Here is a 20793-nt window from a genome sequence, read left to right on the forward strand (position 1 = left end):
CCCCCTCACTTAAAGCATTAGTTCTCATGATGAGCCCCTTTTGGTGCGAAAGCTTTTTTCAACGCTTCACCGATTACGTTAAAACTTAGTACTGTTAATAAAATAAGGAACCCTGGGAAGAGTGTTAAATACCAAGCTTCACCTATGTATCCTTGCGCATTATTTAGCATGCTGCCCCAAGAAGAATCTGGTTCTCTAATACCTAATCCTAAGAAGCTAAGTGATGATTCCATTAAAATAGATGTCGCAATTGTTAATGTCGCTGCGATTATAATGGTTGATAAAATGTTAGGAATGATGTGTCTTATAATAATCATGAGTGATTTTTGTCCAGATACTTTTGCATATAAAACGTACTCACGCTCTTTTACAGATAACGTTTCTGCCCTTACGATACGCGCGGTGTCCATCCACGTTAATAATCCGATAATAAGAACAAGCGTTGTAATTCCTGGTTTTAAATACGCATTTAATAACAGCATTAAAAAGAATGATGGAATCGACATAAGAACTTCAACAATTCGCATTAAGAAGTTATCTAACTTTCCGCCAAAATATCCGCTAATTGTTCCTACTGCGGTCCCGATTGTAATAGAAACAACCATCGCTAGAAAACCAACCGCAAGCGAAACTCTTCCGCCATATAACGCCCTCGTTAAGTAATCCCTTCCGTAATCATCCGTGCCGAAAGGATGACTTAAACTTGGTTCTTGTAAACGATCTGGAATCGACATTTTACTAGGATCATACGGTGATACGAATGCGAAAAGAGACGCTATTGTTAAAACCGCAAGTATAATAACTCCCATTAGTACAAACTTATTTTTCGTAAAACTATTTTTTATCGTTTGAAATCTCCTATTATTCATTCCAAATCACCCCCTCATTCGAATGCGCGGATCTACTACGCCATATAAAATATCAGCAATTAAATTACCGAGAATTAACATGAACGATGATAATAATGTGATTGCCATAATAATTGGATAATCAAATCTAAAAATAGCATTCACCCCGAGCGAACCAAGTCCCGGCCATGAGAATACGGTTTCCGTAATGAACGCTCCGCCTACTAAACTTGGAATGGATAATCCGAAAATTGTAATGATCGGTATTAATACGTTTCGAAGTACGTGATTAAATAAAACTGTTTTCTTTGAAGCACCGTACGCATATTGAATTTGTACGTAATCTTCTTCTAATTGCTGGATTGTGCTTGAACGAATATATCTCATATAGACAGAGATATTTTGGAACGCAAGCACCATGCAAGGTAAAATGCCGTGCTGGACAATATCCAAGAAGGAATCTTGACCGACTGTGCGCATACCCATACTCGGAAGCAGGTTCAACTTTAAAGAGAATAAGTAGATTAATAGTAACGCGAACCAAAAGACTGGCATTGAGATTCCCACATAGGAGATAAAGTTCACAATGCGATCAAAAATAGAATTCTTTTTCACCCCTGTAAATAGTCCAAGTGGTATTGCGATTACAAATGAAACGAGTAAAGATGATCCCATTAACCCGATTGTTGCGGGTAATCTTTCTGTGATAAGTTCTAAAACAGGACGGTGATTTTGAAGTGAGTATCCAAAATTCCCTGTTAAAATATTTTTTAACCATAAAATATATTGCATGTAAATCGGTTGATCTAGTCCTAAACTTTTGCGAATACGCTCGACGTCAATCGGACTCATATTCGGCGTTACAAAGTTTCGAACGGGATCGCCCGGCGCTAGTTTTATTAATAGAAAAGAAATAATAGAAATAACAAATAAAAGCGGAATTGCATTTAAAAGCCTCTTTGCAATTACTTTATACACAAACTTCCCCCCTCAAGATAAAGTGAAACTTTAATCAGTGGGGGGGTTCATCCCCCACTGATTATTAGTTGAACCAATCGGGCTTTTACGGGCAGTCCGACTCCGACCTCGCAGGTCGGAGTCTTATTGCCCGTTAAAGCGGGATAAAGAAGCTGATTTCCACCAGCTTCTTCATAGTTTCTTATTTCACTTCATAAATCTTCGATAGATCTTCAAACATTGTGACTGGAATTGCTTTTGCTTCTTTTAATCCATCAAACTTTTTATCTACTGCAATAACTGCTTTCGGATATGCGATTGGAAGATAAGGTAAGTCTTCTCTCGCTGTATCTTGAATTTTATGGTATAGCTCTGCGCGTTTCGTTTTATCTGTTTCAACTGCAGCTTCTTCCCATAACTTATCGAAGTCAGCATTTTTATAACGTGCATAATTGTATTCTGCATTGCTTAAGAATAAGCTCTTATATGAATCTGGCTCTGGTCCCATTATGTAACCACCGAATGTAATGTCATATTCTTTATTTTCTTTATCTAAGCCTTTTTCACTTGCCGCACTAGCATCTAATGCATTCAGTTCAACTTGTAAGCCAACTTCTTTTAATTTTTGCTGTGTATAAAGTGCTAGACTTTCCATAATTTTATTATTCGTTACATACATAACGCGTATTTTTTCTTTATCTTTTACACCAGCTTTTGCTAGTAAATCTTTCGCTTCTTTTTGATCATACTTATACTCTTTAATATCTTTCGCATAATACATAGCGTCTGGCGTTAAGATTGAATTTGCCGGTTCTGCAAATTGACTAGAAACGAACGCCGAGTTAATCATTTCTTTCTTATCTAATGCATGCGCAATTGCTTGGCGCACTTCTTTTTTCTTCATAAGGTCTGTATTAAAGTTATAAGCTAAGTAGAATAATCTACCTTCAGGGAATGTCACCATTGAGAAGTTCCCCGTGCTATCCAATTTCTTAAAGTCTTGCGGTTCAATCATCTTCATATTAATTTGACCATTTTGCAATGAAACGTTTGCCGTGTTACGGTCTTTTACAACGCGGTACACGATAGAATCTAATTTCGCTTTACCAGCAAAATAATCATCGAATCGCTCTAAAGCAACATATTCATCTGATTTAAACTCTTTTAATTTAAATGGACCTGATCCTACAGGTTGTAGGTTTTTCTTACTCTTCACTAAATCTGCTTCACCTTCAAATACATGTTTCGGAATTGGGAAGAAATCGTTCATAACCCCTTCGAAAGATGCACTTACTTGTGGTAAAACGAATTGAGTCGTTAGCTCATCCACTTTTTTCACCTCAAGCGGCTTTCCTTTAAAAATAAAGTTTTCACGGCTTGAACTATTTTGCTTCTCATCTAAAATAGATTGGAATGTAAATACAATATCGTCTGATGTAATTTTCTTACCATCATGCCATTTCAAATTATCTTTTAGTTTTAAAGTCCATGTTAATTGATCCTCTGAAGGCGTAAAGCTCTCCGCAAGAACAAACTTTTTCTTACCGTCTTCCATATGATACAGCGGTGCATATAAAGCTTGCTGTATCGTTAACGACACACGATCATTCGCATAAAGCGGGTTCATCGTATCTGGATTATCACTAACACCAACTGTTAACGTTCCTCCATCTTTCGGAGTCCCTGATTTACTAGTTCCTGCTTGCTTCGAAGAATCTTTCTCCCCTGAGCAAGCCGCTAATGCAATAAGTAATAGTAGGACAAATGGTAATGCAAACAACTTCTTCTTCATATTTCGACCCCTATCGACTATTTACACCTATAAGAAAACTCGGAATTAATACCGAGTTTTCTTATAGGTTTTAAATTACCACTACCCGTATATATTGTCAAACTTTTTCGCGAAGGTAGAAAGTTTAAAATCTATTAATGAATTCTTGCGATAAACTATATTTATGCGGAGGGTAAAATAAAAAGACCACCCAAAGGCAGCCTCACAACTGAATCGTAGTACCCACTCCGCGCTCCACCGCTTTCTCATACAAATACTTCGCAACAATAATATCTACTACTGCTAAACCTACTGATTTGAAAATAGTAATCTCTTCATCGTTCTCTCTACCAGCTTTTTCCCCGCTTATAATTTGACCAAGTTCGGCGTGGATGTCGCTCGCTTCAAATAACCCTTCTTTTATCGGAACTTGAAGGTCGCCTGTTTCTTCTAGTGCTGCTTCTTTTGATTCGACTACTACTTTGCTTGCGTTAGCGATGGCGTGAGATGGTAGTTCTTGCATGCTCGGTCTGAATGAGCCGACGGCGTTTATGTGGACGCCTTTTTGTAGTTTTTCTGAGAAGACTGGTGTGGATGCATTCGTTGTTGTGACGATGATGTCCGCTTCGCTTATTGCTTCATTTTGATCTCTGTAGACGTACGCTGGTTTGTTAAATTTCTCTTGTATATATTGCGCGAATGCATAGGCTTTTTCTTCCGTTCGGTTGTATAAAATTACTTTTTCAATATCTCTAACCGCGAATACAGCTTCTGCAATTCCTTTCGCTTGTTCACCAGTACCGATAATGCATAAGGTTTTTGCATTATGACGAGCTAAATGTTTTGTTGCTACTCCTGATAGAGCCCCTGTTCGAATCATCGTTAAGTACGATCCTTCTAAAAGTGCGAGTGGTTCTCCCGTTTGAAAGTCTGATAGCATAACGATCCCGTTTATCGTTTTCTTTCCTATCTTTTTATTATGCGGAGCTACCGTTACTACTTTTAAACCGAGCGCTTCGAGTCCTTCCGCTACCGAAGGCATAATTAATGCGGTATTTTGCTCGTTTGCAAATGGTAATGAGCCACGAATTGGTGTGATCGTTCTTTCTGCTGAAAATTCTTTTAAAGCAAGCGCAGCGTATTCAATGACTTCCTTCATATTTACTAAGTTTCGTTGTTCGTTCGCGCTTATGACTAGCATATCTTTCCACCTCCTCCTTCTATCCTAACAAAAATCCCCGATTCAAATCATCCCTTGGATCTATAACAAACTGATGGAACCCTGTAATAAACGCATTCCCCGTTACTTTCGGAACGACAGCTTCATATGTATCTACCGCTGTTACGGATAATACTTCCCCCTCAAATTGGCCGTCAGTAATGCATTCGTGGATGAAAATCTCTCCTTTTTGTAAGGCATCTTTTTCAAAGAGAGTTGCGATTCTTGCGGAAGTTCCTGTGCCGCAAGGGGAACGGTCTACTTGTCCGTCAGCGAAGATCGTTACATTTCTTAAGCTAGCGTCTTTTCCTTTCGATTCATCTGAGAAAATAACGCCGTATATTCCTTTTAAATCTTCTTCAAGTGGATGTTTTACTTCCATTTGGCTTTCAATGTAGTGTTTAATTTTACCGCCCCACGTTTGAATTGCAGCTAAGTCTTTGAAATCGACTTTCAAACCAAATTCTTTACTATCTACTACCGCATAAAAAGCTCCGCCAAACGCGATATCTACTTGAAATTCATAGTTATCTATTTTAATAGGAACATCTTTCTTATATACAAATGAAGGAACATTTTCAAATGATACGGACTCTACTTCACTCCCGTTATATGTTGCATACGCAATCACTTCCCCAGCAGGGCTATCAATAATGAACTTTTGTTTCTCACCTTTCACTTCAAACATACCCGTTTCAATTCCTACTGTAATAACAGCAATAATGCCATGACCACACATCGTACTCCAGCCTTCATTGTGCATAAATAATACGCCAAAATCAGCATGAGGACTTGCGGGCGGAGTAATGATACAACCGTACATTCCGTGATGTCCTCTCGGTTCATACATAAGAACCTCGCGAAGATGATCCAAATGTTCCATGCAGTATGCGCGTCTTTCTAGTTGCGTTTCTCCCTTTATCTCTGGCACTCCGCCCGTAATAATTCGAAGCGGCTCCCCAGCTACGTGAGCATCAATTGTTGTGTATATTTTACTAACCTTCATTTCTATCTCTCCCCTATATGTTAATACTATTTTCATTGCAAGTATCATGCCAACGCATAGAGTATAAAGTGAAACTTTAATCAGTGGGGGGCTTCATCCCCCACTGATTATTAGCCCACACCAATCGGGCTTTTACGGGCAGTTAATGCGGGATAAATCTGTATACATTTTTTGAAAAATACACACCACTGTCTACTTTTTTATACAGTAGGTGATTATTAGCCCCAAAACAAAAAAATCCCCCGAAAACTCAGGGGGTGATTTAAGCCATAGATTTGCGGGATTTGAGTTAAAAATCGAATTTATTCTTCACTCCCCAAGCTTTCCCACTCACTCAAATACATGACGTCTTGTTTTACTTTTTTCTTTTCAGGAAGTAAACATAGAAATTCTAAAGAATTGCCGTCAGGATCGTAAAAATAAAGATTTGCACTAGGTGTCCAAGTTTGAACCATAGGCTCGGAAGGTTCAAGACCGAAAGCGCCTCTTGGGTTTATTCCTTTATTAAGAAGCCATTCTCTTGCATGAATGATTTCTTCATAGTTAACCTTGAATGCAAAGTGACTTGTATGGAATGCTTCTTCTGATACTTCCCAAACGCCCAGCATTTGTTCCTTCTTATTTTCTTTATCAAACCAAAAGAATGCTACACGGCGTTCTTCAATAGTGCGAGCATGAAATAATCCAAGTTTAGTATAAAACTCTTTTGCCACTTCTAAATTTTTTGTTTTAACATGTGTTTCATATAAAGTACCTGGAAACAAAGCATATCCCTCCTTTATATTTTTAGAAATTCTTATTATAAATCCTATTTTAATAAACTAGAAATAGAAGTGATGTCGTATTTTCTTTAAATAGTTTTCAATTTCGTAGCCCTAATACTAAAGAAAAATCACCCTGACCCAATCAAACCCTAACCGCCACCACATCCGGCACTTGCTTAGCAATCTCCTCACCAATCTTTATACTAGCCGTTGCCGCTGGAGATGGCGCATTACAAATATGCAGAGAATTGATGCCAGGGATAATACAAAAGTCATCAACCATATTTCCGTTTGATAAAATGGCTTGTGCCCTTACACCTGCATGAGTTGGCACGATATCTTTTTCTGTAAGTTCTGGAATTAGGCGCTGTAAGCTTTTTAGGAATGATTGTTTACTAAATGAGCGCACCATTTCTTTTATGCCTTCTTTCATATTTGGCATCGCCATTTTCCAAAAGCCTGTGTATGTCATTGTTTCCATGAAGTCTTTTATATTAAAGTCTGTTTTCGTATAGCCTTCTCGCTTAAAGCTTAATACTGCGTTTGGTCCTGCATGTACGTCTCCATTTATCATTCTTGTGAAATGAACACCTAAAAACGGGAATTCTGGATTTGGAACTGGGTAGATTAAATGTTTTACAAGATGGCGTTTTTCTGGGACAAGTTCATAATATTCACCACGAAACGGAACAATTTTCATATCCGTTAATATGCCTGTCTTTTTCGCAATGCGATCACTATGTAATCCGGCGCAGTTAATGAGAAATTTCGTTTTAAATACACCTTGATTTGTCTCAATTGTTACAGCGTCTTTCTTCTCAGTAATACGCTCCGCCGCTGTTCCTAAATGTACTTCTCCCCCGCTTTCCTGAATTAAGCGAGCAAATGCATAACTTACTCCTTTATAATCAGCAATCCCGCAAGAAGGAACACGGATTGCGCCAAGTCCTTTTACATGCGGTTCAATTTCAGCTAATTCTTCCTTATCTATTTTTTCAATATGTAAATCGTTTTGTAAGCCTCTTTCATATAAGTTATGTAAAAGAGGAAGTTCGTCCTTTTCTGTAGCGACAATTACTTTTCCGCACATGTCATAAGCGATGTCATTTTCTTTACAAAATTGAACCATAGCTGCGTTTCCTTCTTTGGCAAACTTCGCTTTATAACTCCCTGGTTTATAATAAATTCCAGAGTGAATTACTCCGCTATTATGTCCAGTTTGATGATGTGCAAGTTCCTTTTCTTTTTCAATGATCGCGATTTTCGCACGAGGGAATTTTTTCGTTAAAGCCCTTCCTGTTGAAAGCCCAACAATTCCTCCGCCAATAATTATAAAGTCATACATCCTATTTCCCCCTTAATATGATGAAAGGCAGGCCTTTTTAAGACCCGCCGTACAAACTTATTTAGAAAAACAACCACGTTGACGCATTAGTTCTCTATATAAATCTTTATTTTTCTCAAATGCAGCTCTTCCGTGCATCCAAAATAAGTTGTTTAAAAGAACTAAGTCACCAATTGGTAATTTTAGTGCATGTGTTGCTGGTGAATTTTCAACAGAATATGATAAGTCTTTCAAATAGTTTGCTTGCTCAATATTATCTGGATAAGCGAACTGATCAATAAAGCAAATACACGGTGCGTTATTTACGTCAAAAAATGTTTCACGATAGACGATTTCTTGCGAATTTTTACTTGGTGGTGCTTTATACGTAATTTTAACAGATGCGAGTGAATGCTCTCTAAATTTCTGAAGGTCTTCCCAATCGTCTAAATGTAGTAAACGAGATTCTCCGCCTACTGCATTTTGCTCTTCAATTTTCATCATAAGAAGCCAATCTGTCGGCTCATCAACGAATGTACCGTCTGTATGCAGTGTAAACAATCGGTACGCTTGACGAAGGTAAGAATCACTACTATCTGTATCTTTTACATTAAATCTAGCATAATATGTTCCTGTCATTGCATCAAAGTTTGGCTCCCCGATTAAATGTGTTAATGCTGTTGCAAATTTCACGTAGTCTGCTGGATCTGATGTTTCACCTTGTACCCCAATTGTAAATCCGCCCGTTTCACGGTCATGAATAATGCCGCGAATGTTATCCATAAATGATTGCCCAAAAATCTTTCTCATTCCATCCGCAAGATTAAATCGAGAATAAGGAATGTATTGCAGTGATTGCTCTGAATGCTCTTTTACCTCTTCAAAAAACTGCTTAAGCAATTGCTGGTTTAGCGTAATATGATATAAACGTTTATGCTCTGGATGAGGAGCAATTTCATACCCCTCATATTTCTTTGCAAATTTCATCTTCGTACTTTGTTCTGTAATAATCGACATTTTAATTCCTCCCTAATTTAAATATGAAGAACGTATTGACGCTTTTTACAGACAGTTATCCTTATCTTCTTATACTGAGATTCGGTCTTACTGTCCTAACAACGAAAAAGCCAGTTATACGCATACCACGACATAAAATCGTAGAAACGTACAACTGGCTCATAATTACGAATGTTCTTTAATCTCTTAAAGTACAATAATAATAGACAGTTTTTATGAAAATATTTGTAAAACAGGAAAGCAAGATCGGATATAGAGAAGGCTAATTTCTCGTATGGATCTTATTAATTAAATAATAATTCAAAATATTCTAACTGTCAATTCGTTTTTTACTATTTTCTCGACATACTTTACACATTTTACAACTCCCTTTACTTTCCCTACATCCTCTTTTTTTCGTCTCTAGTTTTACAACTTGAACTTCATTTAATTTTTTCATCTTTCTTACCTCCCAAATAAAATAAGCCAGTCGTATCCCGTTAACGGAAATACAACTGGCTCTCGTTTATGGCTATATAAACTAGACAGTTTTTATGGTGTTGTTTCCTCGTACTCTCCTCTGGGCTGTTCATCATTTAAATAACTTACGTATTGGCGATGTAAATCCTTTACCGCACTAACGATAGCATTTTGCGCTTTTCCTTGATAATGGTCCATAATATCTTGAACGATTTCTTCAATACCATCTTGCAAACTATGTCCTCTCAAAATTTGAGCGACGAAGTCTCTACCATGCTCTGTCGCAAGCGTACATGATGCTTCAATAATGACATGATATTTATGATCTGCCTCAATTGTAATTGTTAATGTTTCATACATACTGCGAACAGCCATCCCTTTCGGAAGCCTCGAATGTCCTGCCATAAAAAATGTCCCTTTACGCATATTTCATCCTCCGTTACTATGTTTTTTAGTATTTATACTTGATCTACGTATACTGTCTTTATTCTCGTATAAAATTCTTTCGCCGCTTTTCCTTGTTCACGCGGTCCAGCACTAGAGTTTTTCATTCCGCCAAACGGAACTTGTGGTTCTGCTCCTGCAGTTTCTGAATTCACATGAACCATTCCAACTTCCATATCATCAATAAACCGTTGCGACAAACTTAAATTATTCGTACAAATCGATGCACTTAGTCCGTATTCTGTATCATTCGCTAAAGAAACTGCTTCTTCATAACTATTCACTTTAAATAAACAAATAACCGGGCCGAAAATTTCTTCTTTTGCAATGCGTGCATCTTTATCGACATTTTCAAAAATAGTCGGTAAAACATAACACCCTCGCTGCAGTTCAGCTTCGTCTGGTACGCTGCCTCCATACAGTAAGGAAGCCTCTCCTTTTCCTACTTCAATCATCGATAAAACAGATTGCTGCTGCCCCTTTGACACGCATGGTCCCATAAATGTATCAGGATCTAACGGGTTCCCAACTGTAAGAGCCTCAGTACGCTGCAATAGTCGATCACGGAACGCTTCATAAATTTCCTCTTCGACTATTACTCTACTTGTTGCGGTACATTTTTGCCCCGTTGACATAAACGCACCTTTTATCGCAATATTTACCGCCTTTTCAATATCGGCATCTTTTAATACAACTAACGGATTTTTTCCGCCCATCTCTAATTGCACTTTTTTCCGTGTTTCAACGGCTGCTTTCTGAATGATATTTCCAACTTGATTAGAGCCAGTAAAGGATACCGCTTTTATATCAGGGTTTCCCGTTAATTCTGCTCCAACTTCAGATCCTTTTCCGAATACACAATTGATAACGCCCGCCGGAATGCCAGCTTCATGAAACGCATTCACAAGATGGTACACCGATTTTGGCGTAACTTCAGCTGGCTTAATGACAATCGTATTTCCGTAAATAAGTGCCGGCGCCATTTTCCACGCTGGAATCGCAATTGGAAAATTCCACGGCATAATTAATCCGACTGGTCCTACTGCCACACGTTTACTATAGAGCATTGTACTTTCATTAGCAGACGGGATGATCTCTCCGATCGGCTGATTTGCTTCCCCGGCATAATATTCAAGAATGCTAATCGCTCGCTTCGTCTCTCCTATTCCTTCTGCAATCGTCTTTCCTTCTTCATTCGTTACATCCCGGCCAACTTCATTTACCTTTTCTTTTAAAATAGCTGCCGCTTTCCATAAATAGCTTGCTCTTTCGTGAAACGATAACTTTTGCCATTTATGAAAAGCTTCTTTCGCTGATGCGATTGCAACTCGTGTATCTTCTACTGAACTAAACGGGAATTCACCTAACACTTCCCCGTTATGTGGATTATAATTTTTAACGTATACATTCGTGGAAGGTTCTCTCCACTCACCGTTTATATAATTGAAAAACTTCATTCCCCTGCCCCCACCATTTTTTTATTTTGATAGTTTCGCAATAGCAGCTTCTAAAATAGCAAGCCCTTCTTCAAGCTGTTCATCCGTTATAACAAGAGGCGGCAAGAAGCGAAGTACGTTACTATAAATACCGGCGCTTATCGTAATAACCCCTTTACTATGCGTTTCCTTCATAATCGCTTTAACTTCTTCCGCTGCTGGCTCTTTCGTCTCTTTATTTTTTACAAGCTCGATTGCAGTCATAGCACCAAGGCCCCTGACATCGCCAATTAGTTCGTATTTCTCTTTCCAGCTATTAAACACTTCCATCATACGCTCGCCAATTTCTACAGCGCGATTTACTAAATTCTCTTCTTCGATTACATCTAAAACAGCTAATGCAGCCGCGCAAGCAGCTGGACTTCCTGAGAAAGTACCACCTAATTGACCTGGTCCAGGTGCATCCATCAAATCCGTTCTTCCTGTTATCGCGCTCAGCGGCATGCCAGCTGCGATCGATTTTGAGAAAGTCATTAAATCAGGAGCTACGCCGAAATGATCCATTGCAAATAAGCTGCCCGTACGAGCGAAACCAGTTTGAATTTCATCCGCAATCATAATGATTCCGTACTTATCACAAATATTCCGGACACCTTGCATGAACGTAGTCGTCGGAACGATAAATCCGCCTTCCCCTTGAAGCGGTTCCAAAATAATCGCAGCGATATTATCACTTGCTACTTCCTCTAACATAAAGCGTTCGAAATACGCTAAAATTTGCGCGTCTACTTCTTCTTGTGTTAGCCCTTCGTCAGCACGGTAATAATACGGATATAGTAATTTGTATACTTCTGATGCAAACGGTCCAAATCCATGTTTGTACGGTTTCACCTTACTTGTCAGTGACATCGCCAAAAGTGTACGCCCGTGATATGCACGCTCAAACGAAACGATCGCGCTTCTTCCAGTTGCTTTTCTAGCAATCTTCACCGCATTTTCTACTGCTTCAGCTCCGCTATTCGCAAACATCGTTTTTTTCTTGAAATCACCTGGCGTTAACTCATTCAGTCTTTCCGCCAGTGTAATATAACTTTCATACGGCGCTACATGAAAACAACTATGAATAGAAGATTCCACTTGATCTTGAATCGCCTTTACTACTTTCGGATGACAATGCCCGACGTTTTGCATGCCAATTCCGCCTGCAAAATCAATTAGTTCATTGCCATCTACATCCGTAATAATCGCGCCTTTTGCTGATTGCACATACAACTCTGTAATATTGTAAGGCCCTTCTGGCACCGCATTTTTTCTTCTTTCATGTAATATGCTAGATTTTGTAGTTGTAATATCCTTCTTCTCTTTCAACATGGTACATACCCCTTTTCTTATTTTTCTTCTAAACTAACTTCCGAATCTTTTATCATCGTAAAATCATTCAACTTTTGCTCATCTAACTTTCTAACTCTTAGAAAATAACTTATTATTACTAGAATCGTAGCTAGTAATGTCATGTAAAACTGTATACGCATATCTGCTATAAATGCTTGTGAAACAAAGATCGTAACAATCATTAAAAGCGTTGCATATGTGAGATAAGGGAATAACCACATTTTCACTTTCAGCTTTCCAGCCCCTTCTCTTTCCCTTTCTCGTCTTAACTTGACATGTGAAACGGCAACGAACATATACATAAGCATCGTCACCCCGCCTGAACTATTCGCTAAAAATGCGAACAATTTATCAGGAGATATAAATTTCAACATCGCACAAATAAATGCAAATACGATACTTGCATAGATCGCTACAACCGGTGTCCCTCTACTATTTAATCTTGAGAAACTAGCCGGAGCATCGCCTTTTTTAGCAAGTGAAAATAACATACGCGAACTCGTATATATACCTGAGTTCATAACGGAAAGTAGTGATAAGAATACAACACCATTCATAATTTCTGCGGCTGCAGGTACTCCTGCCATATTAAATAAACTTGCATACGGAAGTGTTAATAACTCCTTATCCGTCCACGGAATAAACGTAACTAAAATCGTTACCGAACCTACGAAGAAAAGCATAAGGCGCCATACAACACTATTAATAGCTCGTATAACATTCTTCTCTGGATTTTCCGATTCCCCGGCTGCAATCGCTGCCACTTCGCTTCCCGATAAAGAGAAAGAAATAAACACAACGCTCAGTAAGACAGGGACAATTCCATTCGGGAAGAAACCACCGTGCTCCGTAATAATAGCAAGACTCGGTCTCTCCACCCCTGGAACAAGACCAAAAAACATCGAAACGCCTAAAATTAAAAACGCAATAATCGCAATAACTTTAATAAACGCTAACCAATATTCAAACTCACCGTAGAGTTTTACTGAATATACATTCGTCATCGTCATTAAAAGAACCATACATAAACTCGCAATCCACGCTGGCACTGAAGGGAACCAATTGTTAATCATCACGCCTAAAAGCACCGCTTCGATTGCAATAATAATGACCCAGTTAAACCAATATAACCAACCAATCGTATAGCCTGCCCACGGCCCAATTGCTTTGTTTGCATACGTTGCGAAAGAACCGCTATCAGGATTTTCCGCTGCCATTTCTCCTAACATCCGCATCACGAGCACAACCATTAAAGCGCCAATAATATAGGACAAAATCGCTGCTGGACCCGTCGATTGAATAATCGTTCCACTTCCTACAAACAAACCGCCCCCGATAACCCCGCCAATCGAAATCATTGTTATATGCCGAGTCTTTAAATCCTTCTGTAACTCTTTTTTCTCTTTAGCCAAACACTTCACCAGCCCCTCCATTAGCGTGAACGCACACCATCTTCCCCCATTACCTATCAACCTTGGCAACGCTTTCTAAAAATCCCCTCCTACTTTAAGTAAAAAATAAAAAGAGCCAGAAAAACAACGCATACAACTGCATTGAATTTTACTGCCCCTATCCTTATGGCTCGTCCTCCTGCTAAGGAAGTTCAAGTGGAAAGAAGTTGTTCCTCTATTCATTTTCAAAAAGGCATTCGGGCTTACAGGGAGGCTAATCACTGTCATCCGATAATAAGTTAATCATAATACAAATAGACTGAATATTCAATGTTCAGTTCCGCAAATTTCATGAATAAAAAAAGAAAATTCTCTCGCCCAGGCACATATACTGTTCAAAAGAAAAAAGGAAGTGGTCTCATGTATTACGGAACAAAAGGCTGGTACGTAGCTGAACTAAAGAAATTAGGTGTTCGCTATCATGAAGGACGAAAACTCGAAAGTTACCGCGGACACGTGTTACGCAATTTACTAATTGCACAACAAGAGAAGACGAAGGAAGAGTAATCTACTATCGATTGATTCTCGGAATATATCGGCGATTCGACATGGAATATCGACTTATCGCCAAATCCATTCCACCAACCAATCACACATCATGCTAAGATAATGCAAACCAAAAAAGGTCACCCAAACGGGTGACCTTCCTTTCTTATTCACAAACAAGAATTTGTCTAGTAAATGATCCTTTTCTTGTAACACAGCGATCTGTAATTTCGAATCCTGCTTCATGGATCATGTCGTCCATTGTTTCCATCGTGACAACGACTACCTTTTTAGCGATGCGGCGCGCACTTGAAAGAATGGAGAACTGATCTTCTGGTGTTGCATGCGTAAATAGGTCGTACGGCATATCGATAATTGCAACGTCGTAGTTCTCAGTAATTTCCTCGATTGGACCTTTTGTTACTGTTCCTTCAAACCCGAAATGTGCAATGTTTTTTCTCGTTCCGAGCACCACAAGTGGATTTATATCTCTACCAACAATGTTAATCCCCATAGAAAGTGCTTCTACTACTACTGTTCCAATACCGCAGCACGGGTCAATTGCTCGTACTCCATCTGGATTTGGTACAGCAATATTGGCAACTGATCTCGCAACACGTGTGCTAAGAGATGTCGAATAGCTATGCGGTTTTTTTATGTGATGATACCAAACTGGTTCACTTTCTATATAGTGTCCGAAGTACCAGCGTCCTCCAAGAGGAACAATCCCGAATACGCGCTCTGGATTACGAACATCAGCTTCTCCTTCAATATGCATGCCGAGGTCCCGTTCAATCAGACGCCTTTCCCCATATTCAATTTTATTTTCTTTGCCAAGATCATTGATTTTAACGAAGATAACTTTAAATGTCGCCCCTGCCAAGTCAATTTGTTCCACTTGTTTCAAGATACTTTCTAAGTCGTCTCCTTCATACATAACCTCAACGCGCTCTTTAATAAACGCACTTCTACTCGGGTCAATTTTGACATCACTTTTCAAAATATTAACGTGAGATTCCATTCCAAAGAACGAGCGCATTTCCAAGTAACATAAAGCACGCTCCTCTTCACGAAATGCATACGTATATATACATGCAGGTGTTTTACTATGATTACTCAATCTATTATCATCCTTTATCGTTTAAAATTGTTATGATCACAATTACTCGAATACTTTTTCACGTAAAATTAAATGATATCACATGCCCGAAATAAAGAGAAACCTTTATAATTTGTTTTATAAATAAAAAGAGACTGCCTATGGCAATCTCTTTTATTTATTAACGGAAAGAAGATACGTTGTTACCCATTGCTTCGTAGTAATCTAAAATCCCTTGATAAATAGCTTCTGCTGCACTTTGTCTCTGTTCTGGTGTAGCAATTTTATCAGCATCGCTTTTATTATCTACAAATGCTAATTCTGCTAATACAGCTGGCATTGTATTTTCTCTAGTTACGTATAAGTCCTGATGTTTCGCACCACGATCTTTTGTTCCAAGTGCATTCACAAGACGTTTTTGAATTTTTTCTGCTAATAAACGACTCTCTTCTACATTTGGATTCGTTGCTCTTGCTCGTGCTGAATCATAATATAATGTTTCTGTGCCTTGTCCATTTTTCAAGTCAGAACCATTAGCATGGATACTTACAAAAATATCACCTTTATTTGCCTGAGCAAATTCTACACGTTTTTGTAAAGACTCAGCTGCAGTGTTTCCTGGACGTGTATCATTCTCACGAGTTAACAACACAGTAAACGGTGTCTTTTTCTCAAATATTTTCTGTAATCGTAATGATACATCTAATACGGTTTGACTTTCTTTCTCATAATAACCAGGATTCCCTGAGTCAATTCCCCCATGACCTGGATCAATAATAATCGCTTTACCTTCTAGGAAGTTACCTTGCTTCACTGGGTTTAATTGATTTTTATCCACCCATTGGAAACCAGCTCCCATACGGATACGAATCCAGCTATCTTTTTCTTCAATAACAGTTACTTGTTGTGCTTTATGTGTGCCTGCCACTGTAGACGTATGTGAAGCTTCTTGATATGTAGTGAATTCTTGATTAATAGACTCTGTTTTTTCTTGTAATGGTGTCCACTTCTCACCTTTACTTGTTACAACCTTCAACCAACCGTCCGCTCTTTGCTCTTTCACTTCAATCATTTGTGGCTTATGTTGAACGTCAGTAATACCAGATGATAACGATGCTTGATGATATGTAATAAAGTTTCTATTCATATACATTCTTTTCGATGTATTTGTTTTATTTTTATCTGCCATTGCGATGAACTGAGCTGCTTCAGCACGAGTTACAGTACCGTCAGGATTCCAGCCATTTCCTGTACCCATTGAAATCTCTAAAGCTACTAAAATATTAGCTTGTTTCTTACCCCAATGAGGTTCCAAATCTTTAAACTGCGTTGGAAGTTCTCCAATAATTTTCTTATCTAATGAATATGCTTGTACAAGCATAGATGCCATTGATGCACGGTTAATTTGGCTTGATGGATTGAATTTCCCAGTACCATCTCCATTAATTACACCTGCTTTTTCTACCGCAGCAATATATGGTGCTGCCCAATGATCTTGCGAATCTTTAAAAGACGGTTTCGCTTTTGGATCAATTGGTAAGCCAAGAACTGCTGCTAATATTTTTGCAGCTGATCCTTTATCTACTGCTTCAGATGGAGAAAACGTTCCATCTGGTTTTCCATCAAGCGCTTTTTTCCCTACTAAATAGTCAACGGATTCCTGCGCCCATGTAGGAACATCCGAAAACTTTTTCCCTGCTGCGAAACTACTAACTGGAGATGATAATAAACTTGCGGCTAAAATACCAGCCGCGACTGCACGATACTTCATAAATAATAATACTCCCCTCGAAAATGAATGTTTAAAAACGCGTAATCTTAATATATAAATTTCAGCAAAAACAAATTAAAAAAATTAGTGCGCCTCTATCATTCTATAATACTAGAATTCTATAGTAAACCTAATTTCTTAATATTGTAAAATACAATACAATTTAAGTAGTTTTTATGCAAAAAAAAAGTGGCTGATTCATAGAATCAACCACCCTCTCACTATTCTACTCTCATTTCTGATAACACATATGCATAAACAAGTGCTTCTGTATGTGCAATCGAGCTTTCATGCGTACGCTCAAATGCGTGAGAAGAATCAATACCAGCTCCAATTAATGCATGTTTCACATCAAATCCAGCGCGAATCGCCGCTGATGCGTCTGATCCGTAGTAGGGATAAATATCCACTTTATATTCAATAACATTCGCTTTCGCCAATTCAACTAAATGCTTACGTAAAGCGTAATGGTATGGACCGCTAGAGTCTTTCGCACAAATAGATACTGTATATTCATCAGATGCTTGTCCATCACCTAACGCTCCCATATCAACTGCTAAATATTCTACCGTCTCTTCTGGAATGTTTGAGTTACCACCGTACCCAATCTCTTCATTATTAGAAATTAAGAAATGTGTTGTATACGGTAATGTTGCCTTTTCATCTTGCAATCTTTTAATTAATTTTAATAGAATCGCAACACTTACTTTATCGTCTAAATGACGTGATTTTATGTATCCACTCTCTGTAATTTGAACGCGTGGATCAAATGAAACGAAGTCTCCTACTTCAATTCCTAACTCACGTACTGCATCTGCTGAAAAGACACGCTCATCAATACGCACTTCAATATTTTTCTCATCGCGCTTCGCTTCCCCTGCATCTTTGTACACATGGACAGAAGTTTGATGCATTAAAATTGTACCTGTATACTTCTTACCGCTTGACGTTTCAATTTCGCAATATTCCCCTTCTACAGAGTTCCAGCGAAATCCACCAATCATAGATAGACGAAGACGACCGTCAGGCTTAATTTCTTTCACCATCGCACCTAACGTATCAACATGTGCAGTTAATAAACGATGCTGATCATCATTCTTTCCTTTAACCGTTAAAATAAGAGCGCCTTTATTATTGCGCTTCGTCTCTACATTCCACTCACTTACATAGTTTTCAATAAAATTAATAATTTTCGCCGTGTTTCCAGATGGACTTGGAATAGAGACAAGCTCCTTAATAAGTTCCATCGTTTCTTTCGTATGATGTGCCATTGTCGTTTCCTCCTCATTTTCTCTACTATTTAGTATAGCGAAATTACGATAAAACCTCTACTCATATATTCTAATTTTCTAAATTATAGTAAAATTTAGTTTAGTAAGTGAAAAGGTGATAACAAAAATGAATGTAACGAAAAAACATGTACATATTGCACTTATTTGGCTTTTATCATCTTTATTCTATTTACAAGTCTCTTATGTCGTTCACACTACTACTTCTATTACAATCGGCTGGACATTAACAGTTATCTTCTTAATCGTTAGCCTAATTGCAGGAAAAAAGCACAGCGCTACTAAGTAAGCTGTGCTTTTTCTATAAAACTACTCTTCCGAAACGTCCATCAAATAAATTCCTCTTGTAAATCCGCCGCGCTCTTCTTCTTTTTGCTTACGAATACGCTCTATATCTTCAATTGTTGCACCTTCCGCACGCGCTAATGAAATGATAACTTCAAGTGCATCTGCAAGTGAATCTAGTGCATGTTCACGCTCTTTCATTGAAGCAAATTCACGAATTTCTTCTGTACCAATTTTCGCTAACGCCTGTATGTAAGCTTGTCCTGTTAATTTTTGTGCTGTATATGTTTTTCCAGACATTAAAATTTTCTCCGGGACACGGTCTCTTACTAATTTGTTATAAGTTGACATCACTGTTCCTCCTATTTTTAATAACACCCAAGCTCTGCCTTATAGAAAAACCACTCTTTTTCCACACAAGCACTTAACATATCAATTCCCGATCCGTGCGCCCTTACTACCGGAAAGAAGTAATGCTCTGGTTCTTCTTTCTTATCGCCATATAAGGTCCGGTACTCATCAGGAATCGCCTCTTTTTTCACATCCCGTTCTTTTTTCACTTCACCAGAGAAAGCAACAGTTGGATGTCCCTCAAAGAATAATGCAGTCCGTACCGCAAGAGATGGTGTACTATGCAAAGCATAATATGTAAGTAAAATCATAACGATAACACCGATAATTTTCTTCATTTATTACTCCTAAAAAAAGTGCTAACACAATTATACTAAAATGTGTTAGCACTTTCTTCCCTTTATCTCGAATTAACGGGCAGTAAAACTAATAATCCGCGGGGGATAAACAAATCCCCACGGATTACAGCTTCACTTTATTCCCCTTTAAATGCTGGTAAACGTTTTTCTAGAAAAGCAGCAATACCTTCTTTATGGTCCGCTGTTTGTCTCATCGCATATTGACCACGCTTTTCAAGCTGAAGCGTTTGTTCTAAATTAGAACGATTGACTTCACATAAAATTTGTTTCGTTTGAATCATCGCCTTGATTGGTTTGTGTAACCATTCATTAATTTTTTGCTTCACAGCCGTTTGGAAATCCTCACCGATTACTTCATCAATTAAACCGATATCTAGCGCTTCTGTCGCTGATAATTTCTTCCCTTCCCAAATGATTTTCTTCGTCATATTTTCACCGACGCGCTTTTGAAGGAAGAAATGACCACCACCGTCTGGAATTAAAGCGATTCCAATAAAGTTCATCGCAATAACTGATGATATATCTGCCATAACATAATCAGCTGTTAATGCAATACTTAATCCCAGTCCAGCAGTTGGTCCATGAATTGCACTAATAACAAGCTTTGGCATCGTATATAACGTCACCACGATTTCAGAAATTGTATTCATGATACCTTCAAACTTACTTTCATCATTACTTGAAAGCATTGATTTAATATCTCCACCCGCAGAAAAACCACGGCCACTGCCGCATAACACAACAACGTGAACAGAACTCTCCGCCACTTCTTTCAACTTTTGTAATAACTCTTTTAACGTTGGTTCATCTAATGCATTTAAAACCTCTGGGCGATTGACCATAACCGTTGCTACGCGCCCTTCATATTTCACAACAACAGATTCTGTTTTACTTGTTACTTCCATTATATATACCCCTCTTTTCTACATAAAGATTATACTTCTATAATTATAGAAAGCATGTTAAAAACCCTTCTTTTTTCTTAATTTTCTGTCTAATATTCTCGTAATTTGTATATATATCCGTATAAAACATACAATTTCGTTAAAAAATATAGAAATTAAA

20 protein-coding genes are annotated in these 20793 nt (G+C 38.2%); 2 read left to right on the plus strand and 18 right to left on the minus strand.

The genetic code is table 11. The features are described 5' to 3' along the window. Positions 1-17 precede the first annotated feature (17 nt). The 12 genes from SJY24_RS25825 to SJY24_RS25880 all read right to left on the minus strand — a co-directional run bounded on the left by SJY24_RS25825 (position 18) and on the right by SJY24_RS25880 (position 14058). Positions 18-869: an ABC transporter permease gene (locus SJY24_RS25825; RefSeq protein WP_001065299.1), complete on the minus strand. Its 852-nt coding sequence runs from the start codon at positions 867-869 to the stop codon at positions 18-20. A 6-nt stretch (positions 870-875) separates the two neighbouring features. After that, complete coding sequence (locus tag SJY24_RS25830) at positions 876-1826, minus strand: ABC transporter permease (RefSeq protein WP_377866681.1); 951 nt, start codon at positions 1824-1826, stop codon at positions 876-878. A gap of 181 nt (positions 1827-2007) precedes the next feature. Beyond that, positions 2008-3597 (minus strand): ABC transporter substrate-binding protein, encoded by a 1590-nt coding sequence (locus SJY24_RS25835; RefSeq protein WP_377866682.1) that lies wholly within the window; start codon positions 3595-3597, stop codon positions 2008-2010. Between the two features lie 202 nt (positions 3598-3799). Beyond that, on the minus strand, positions 3800-4777 hold the full coding sequence (locus SJY24_RS25840; RefSeq protein WP_377866683.1) for an ornithine cyclodeaminase family protein: 978 nt from the start codon (positions 4775-4777) through the stop codon (positions 3800-3802). A gap of 19 nt (positions 4778-4796) precedes the next feature. Next, a complete protein-coding gene (locus SJY24_RS25845) occupies positions 4797-5849 on the minus strand; it encodes a proline racemase family protein (protein ID WP_377866684.1) in 1053 nt (350 codons plus the stop codon). A gap of 254 nt (positions 5850-6103) precedes the next feature. Beyond that, on the minus strand, positions 6104-6565 hold the full coding sequence (locus tag SJY24_RS25850; protein WP_000483908.1) for a VOC family protein: 462 nt from the start codon (positions 6563-6565) through the stop codon (positions 6104-6106). A gap of 142 nt (positions 6566-6707) precedes the next feature. Next, positions 6708-7910, minus strand: a complete 1203-nt coding sequence (gene lhgO / locus SJY24_RS25855; RefSeq protein ID WP_377866685.1) for an L-2-hydroxyglutarate oxidase — start codon at positions 7908-7910, stop codon at positions 6708-6710. 57 nt (positions 7911-7967) lie between these two features. Continuing rightward, positions 7968-8906: a glutarate dioxygenase GlaH gene (gene glaH / locus SJY24_RS25860; RefSeq protein WP_377866686.1), complete on the minus strand. Its 939-nt coding sequence runs from the start codon at positions 8904-8906 to the stop codon at positions 7968-7970. 531 nt (positions 8907-9437) lie between these two features. Beyond that, positions 9438-9791, minus strand: a complete 354-nt coding sequence (locus SJY24_RS25865) for a DUF3870 domain-containing protein (RefSeq protein ID WP_377866687.1) — start codon at positions 9789-9791, stop codon at positions 9438-9440. 32 nt (positions 9792-9823) lie between these two features. After that, the gene (locus SJY24_RS25870; RefSeq protein WP_377866688.1) at positions 9824-11266 is read right to left on the minus strand and encodes an aldehyde dehydrogenase family protein; all 1443 of its coding nucleotides are present in this window, start codon (positions 11264-11266) and stop codon (positions 9824-9826) included. A 21-nt stretch (positions 11267-11287) separates the two neighbouring features. Then, the gene (gabT, locus tag SJY24_RS25875; RefSeq protein WP_377866689.1) at positions 11288-12616 is read right to left on the minus strand and encodes a 4-aminobutyrate--2-oxoglutarate transaminase; all 1329 of its coding nucleotides are present in this window, start codon (positions 12614-12616) and stop codon (positions 11288-11290) included. A 17-nt stretch (positions 12617-12633) separates the two neighbouring features. Next, the gene (locus SJY24_RS25880; RefSeq protein WP_377866690.1) at positions 12634-14058 is read right to left on the minus strand and encodes an amino acid permease; all 1425 of its coding nucleotides are present in this window, start codon (positions 14056-14058) and stop codon (positions 12634-12636) included. 321 nt (positions 14059-14379) lie between these two features. Here SJY24_RS25880 and SJY24_RS25885 point away from each other — a divergent pair, with 321 nt between their 5' ends. Then, positions 14380-14595, plus strand: a complete 216-nt coding sequence (locus tag SJY24_RS25885; protein WP_001036193.1) for a YflJ family protein — start codon at positions 14380-14382, stop codon at positions 14593-14595. Between the two features lie 145 nt (positions 14596-14740). On the opposite strand, the gene SJY24_RS25890 is transcribed toward SJY24_RS25885, so the two are convergent. From SJY24_RS25890 to SJY24_RS25900, 3 genes are all read right to left on the minus strand, one after another. Beyond that, the gene (locus SJY24_RS25890) at positions 14741-15694 is read right to left on the minus strand and encodes a TRM11 family SAM-dependent methyltransferase (RefSeq protein ID WP_377866691.1); all 954 of its coding nucleotides are present in this window, start codon (positions 15692-15694) and stop codon (positions 14741-14743) included. Between the two features lie 160 nt (positions 15695-15854). Then, complete coding sequence (locus SJY24_RS25895; protein WP_377866692.1) at positions 15855-17444, minus strand: N-acetylmuramoyl-L-alanine amidase; 1590 nt, start codon at positions 17442-17444, stop codon at positions 15855-15857. 221 nt (positions 17445-17665) lie between these two features. Further along, the gene (locus SJY24_RS25900) at positions 17666-18715 is read right to left on the minus strand and encodes a M42 family metallopeptidase (protein ID WP_377866693.1); all 1050 of its coding nucleotides are present in this window, start codon (positions 18713-18715) and stop codon (positions 17666-17668) included. A gap of 127 nt (positions 18716-18842) precedes the next feature. Here SJY24_RS25900 and SJY24_RS25905 point away from each other — a divergent pair, with 127 nt between their 5' ends. Then, a complete protein-coding gene (locus tag SJY24_RS25905; RefSeq protein ID WP_377866694.1) occupies positions 18843-19022 on the plus strand; it encodes a hypothetical protein in 180 nt (59 codons plus the stop codon). Positions 19023-19042: 20 nt separating this feature from the next. On the opposite strand, the gene SJY24_RS25910 is transcribed toward SJY24_RS25905, so the two are convergent. The 3 genes from SJY24_RS25910 to SJY24_RS25920 form a co-directional block, all read right to left on the minus strand. Beyond that, positions 19043-19369 carry a nucleoside triphosphate pyrophosphohydrolase gene (locus SJY24_RS25910; protein WP_098765947.1) on the minus strand — a complete coding sequence of 109 codons (327 nt, stop codon included), beginning with the start codon at positions 19367-19369 and terminating at the stop codon, positions 19043-19045. 17 nt (positions 19370-19386) lie between these two features. After that, positions 19387-19707, minus strand: a complete 321-nt coding sequence (locus SJY24_RS25915) for a hypothetical protein (RefSeq protein ID WP_000720157.1) — start codon at positions 19705-19707, stop codon at positions 19387-19389. A 137-nt stretch (positions 19708-19844) separates the two neighbouring features. After that, positions 19845-20633: an enoyl-CoA hydratase gene (locus SJY24_RS25920; protein WP_002150258.1), complete on the minus strand. Its 789-nt coding sequence runs from the start codon at positions 20631-20633 to the stop codon at positions 19845-19847. Positions 20634-20793 lie beyond the last annotated feature (160 nt).

Source organism: Bacillus sp. R86525 (assembly GCF_042466195.1).
In the GTDB taxonomy this organism is placed as follows: Bacteria; Bacillota; Bacilli; order Bacillales; family Bacillaceae_G; genus Bacillus_A; species Bacillus_A nitratireducens.

Excerpts from the sequence above, each read along its gene's own strand:
- glaH (WP_377866686.1), bottom strand. The coding sequence starts at position 8,906 with ATGTCGATTATTACAGAACAAAGTACGAAGATGAAATTTGCAAAGAAA.
- SJY24_RS25885 (WP_001036193.1), top strand. The coding sequence starts at position 14,380 with ATGAATAAAAAAAGAAAATTCTCTCGCCCAGGCACATATACTGTTCAA.
- SJY24_RS25900 (WP_377866693.1), bottom strand. The coding sequence starts at position 18,715 with ATGGCACATCATACGAAAGAAACGATGGAACTTATTAAGGAGCTTGTC.
- SJY24_RS25920 (WP_002150258.1), bottom strand. The coding sequence starts at position 20,633 with ATGGAAGTAACAAGTAAAACAGAATCTGTTGTTGTGAAATATGAAGGG.
- SJY24_RS25835 (WP_377866682.1), bottom strand. The coding sequence starts at position 3,597 with ATGAAGAAGAAGTTGTTTGCATTACCATTTGTCCTACTATTACTTATT.
- SJY24_RS25845 (WP_377866684.1), bottom strand. The coding sequence starts at position 5,849 with ATGATACTTGCAATGAAAATAGTATTAACATATAGGGGAGAGATAGAA.
- SJY24_RS25915 (WP_000720157.1), bottom strand. The coding sequence starts at position 19,707 with ATGAAGAAAATTATCGGTGTTATCGTTATGATTTTACTTACATATTAT.
- SJY24_RS25865 (WP_377866687.1), bottom strand. The coding sequence starts at position 9,791 with ATGCGTAAAGGGACATTTTTTATGGCAGGACATTCGAGGCTTCCGAAA.
- SJY24_RS25840 (WP_377866683.1), bottom strand. The coding sequence starts at position 4,777 with ATGCTAGTCATAAGCGCGAACGAACAACGAAACTTAGTAAATATGAAG.
- gabT (WP_377866689.1), bottom strand. The coding sequence starts at position 12,616 with ATGTTGAAAGAGAAGAAGGATATTACAACTACAAAATCTAGCATATTA.
- SJY24_RS25905 (WP_377866694.1), top strand. The coding sequence starts at position 18,843 with ATGAATGTAACGAAAAAACATGTACATATTGCACTTATTTGGCTTTTA.
- SJY24_RS25825 (WP_001065299.1), bottom strand. The coding sequence starts at position 869 with ATGAATAATAGGAGATTTCAAACGATAAAAAATAGTTTTACGAAAAAT.
- SJY24_RS25910 (WP_098765947.1), bottom strand. The coding sequence starts at position 19,369 with ATGTCAACTTATAACAAATTAGTAAGAGACCGTGTCCCGGAGAAAATT.
- lhgO (WP_377866685.1), bottom strand. The coding sequence starts at position 7,910 with ATGTATGACTTTATAATTATTGGCGGAGGAATTGTTGGGCTTTCAACA.
- SJY24_RS25895 (WP_377866692.1), bottom strand. The coding sequence starts at position 17,444 with ATGAAGTATCGTGCAGTCGCGGCTGGTATTTTAGCCGCAAGTTTATTA.
- SJY24_RS25870 (WP_377866688.1), bottom strand. The coding sequence starts at position 11,266 with ATGAAGTTTTTCAATTATATAAACGGTGAGTGGAGAGAACCTTCCACG.